General features: G+C 72.4%; 4 protein-coding genes. 3 read left to right on the top strand and 1 reads right to left on the bottom strand.

What is annotated here, in order from left to right; translation table 11 throughout:
* A partial coding sequence (locus VMR86_00800; GenBank protein HTO05571.1) for a GNAT family N-acetyltransferase occupies positions 1-511 on the top strand: 511 nt, incomplete at its 5' end.
* A gap of 17 nt (positions 512-528) precedes the next feature.
* Positions 529-807 (top strand): nuclear transport factor 2 family protein, encoded by a 279-nt coding sequence (locus tag VMR86_00795; GenBank protein ID HTO05570.1) that lies wholly within the window; start codon positions 529-531, stop codon positions 805-807.
* Here VMR86_00795 and VMR86_00790 read toward each other — a convergent pair.
* The gene (locus tag VMR86_00790; protein HTO05569.1) at positions 804-1232 is read right to left on the bottom strand and encodes a GFA family protein; all 429 of its coding nucleotides are present in this window, start codon (positions 1230-1232) and stop codon (positions 804-806) included. The genes VMR86_00795 and VMR86_00790 overlap by 4 nt on opposite strands.
* Positions 1233-1294: 62 nt before the next feature.
* Here VMR86_00790 and VMR86_00785 point away from each other — a divergent pair, with 62 nt between their 5' ends.
* Complete coding sequence (locus tag VMR86_00785; protein HTO05568.1) at positions 1295-2002, top strand: helix-turn-helix domain-containing protein; 708 nt, start codon at positions 1295-1297, stop codon at positions 2000-2002.
* The last annotated feature ends 38 nt before the right edge of the window (positions 2003-2040 follow it).

Here is a 2040-nt window from a genome sequence, read left to right as displayed (position 1 = left end):
CGCGGATCGCGCGCCGTTCGCGGCGCTGAATGCCGACCCGCGCGTGATGGAGCACTTCCCCGCGGTGCTCTCGCGTGCGGAGAGCGACGCGCTTGCGGAGCGCATCGAGGCGCACTTCGCGGAGCACGGCTTCGGACTGTGGGCGCTCGAGGCTCCCGGCGTGGCGTCGTTCGTCGGCTACGTGGGTCTGGTGTGGGCGCGCTTCGCTGCGCCGTTCACGCCGTGCGTCGAGGTCGGCTGGCGGCTCGCGGCCGAGCACTGGGGCCGCGGCTACGCGCCCGAGGCTGCGCGCGCGGCGGCGGCGCACGGCTTCGGCGAGCTCGGCCTGCGCGAGATCGTCTCGTTCACGGTGCCGGCGAACGCGAACTCGCGCCGCGTGATGGAGAAGCTCGGCATGATCCGCGACCCCGCCGACGACTTCGACCACCCCGCGCTTCCCCCGGGGCATCGGCTGCGCCGCCACGTGCTCTATCGGCTGGCGCGGCCGACGCCCTCCCGTCCGCTTGATTGACAGACCACGAGTTCGCGGTGGCGGTGGAGGCGGGGGACCACCTGGGCGCGATCGAGCGCTTCTACGCGCCCGACGTCGCCAGCTACGAGAACCAGCAAGCGCAGGCGGGCGGTCGCGACGCCTTCCATGCGCGCGAGCGCGCGACCCTGGCCTCGGTCCAGGCGATCAAGGGCCCCCGCTTCGAGCTGGTCCCGCGCGGGCGCGACGCGCGTGTTCGAAGAGGTCGCCTGCAGACCTGGCGCGGCCAGCGGATCGTCGAGGAGCGCTTCCACTGCGACCCGGGCCAGCTCCGCTAGCGCTCCTTCTTCAGCGGCTCCAGTCCGGTCGCGCCGCCCAGTCGCGGCAGCTCGTCCGCGATCGCGACCCAGTCCGCGCCCGAGTCGAAGAACACGTGCGCCTGCGGCGCGCGGTCGATCGGCCCGTCGACGGTGCCCAGCGGGATCTCGGTGCGGTCTGGGTGGGCGTCGTTCTCGCAGAAGAGCGAGGTCCCGCAGCGCCGGCAGAACGAGCGGCTGCCGTGCTCCGACGACAGGAAGCGGACGAGGCCCTCGCCGCCGCTCTCGAGCGCGACCGCCCCCCGCGGCACCGAGAACCAAGTGACGTAGCCGGCGCCGTGGTTGCGCCGGCACATCGAGCAGTGGCAGTGCACGCAGAACAGACTGGGCAGCCGCGCGCTGAAGCGGATGCTGCCGCACAGACAGTGCCCCGTGATCTTCTCCATCGCCCGGAACAGCCTACTGCAACAGTATTGACTGAGTGGGTCAGTTATCGTAGGGTGCGAGCGTGGCCCGCCGGATCCCGGCAGATCGGTTTCACGAGCTGATCCAGGCGGCGACCGCCGTGTTCCTGGAGAAGGGCTTCCAGCGCACGCAGATGTCGGACGTGGCCGAGCGGCTCGGCGTCGCCAAGGGAACCGTCTACCTGTACGTCGAGAGCAAGGAAGCGCTCTTCGAGGCGGTCCTCGATCACGCCGACGCGCCCGGGCGGATCGCGACGCCCGCGAAGCTTCCGATCGCGACGCCGCGCCCGGGCGCGACACTGCTCGAGGTGCGCGCGCGGATCGCGGCCGCCGGCGTGCTGCCGGAGCTGGCCGCAGCGCTCGAGCGGCGGCGCGTCACGGACGTGCGCCGAGAGCTCGCGGGAATCGTGCGCGAGCTCTACGCGATGCTGACGAGCCACCGGGTCGGCATCAAGCTGATCGACCGCTGCGCCCACGACTACCCGGAGCTGGCGTCGGTCTGGTACGGCGCCAGCGGGCGCGTGGGGCTGCTGGCGTCGCTCGAGCGCTACCTCGCCGACCGCGCGCGCCGCCGCGCGCTGCGGCCGCTGCGCGACGTCCCGGCCACGGCGCGCATGGTGCTCGAGACGGCGGTGTACTGGGCGGTGCACCGACACTGGGATGCGTCGCCGCAGGAGTTCGACGAGAGCTCGATCGAGGCCACTACGGTCGACTTCATCGCTCATGCACTGCTCGCGCGGGAGGACCGATGAGAACCGCACGCGCCGCACTCGCTTGCCTCGCCCTGGCC

The organism is Myxococcota bacterium (genome assembly GCA_035498015.1).
Lineage (GTDB): Bacteria > Myxococcota_A > UBA9160 > SZUA-336 > SZUA-336 > VGRW01.
Note: the sequence above shows the minus strand (reverse complement) of the source record. Positions and strands in the feature narration are given on the sequence as shown.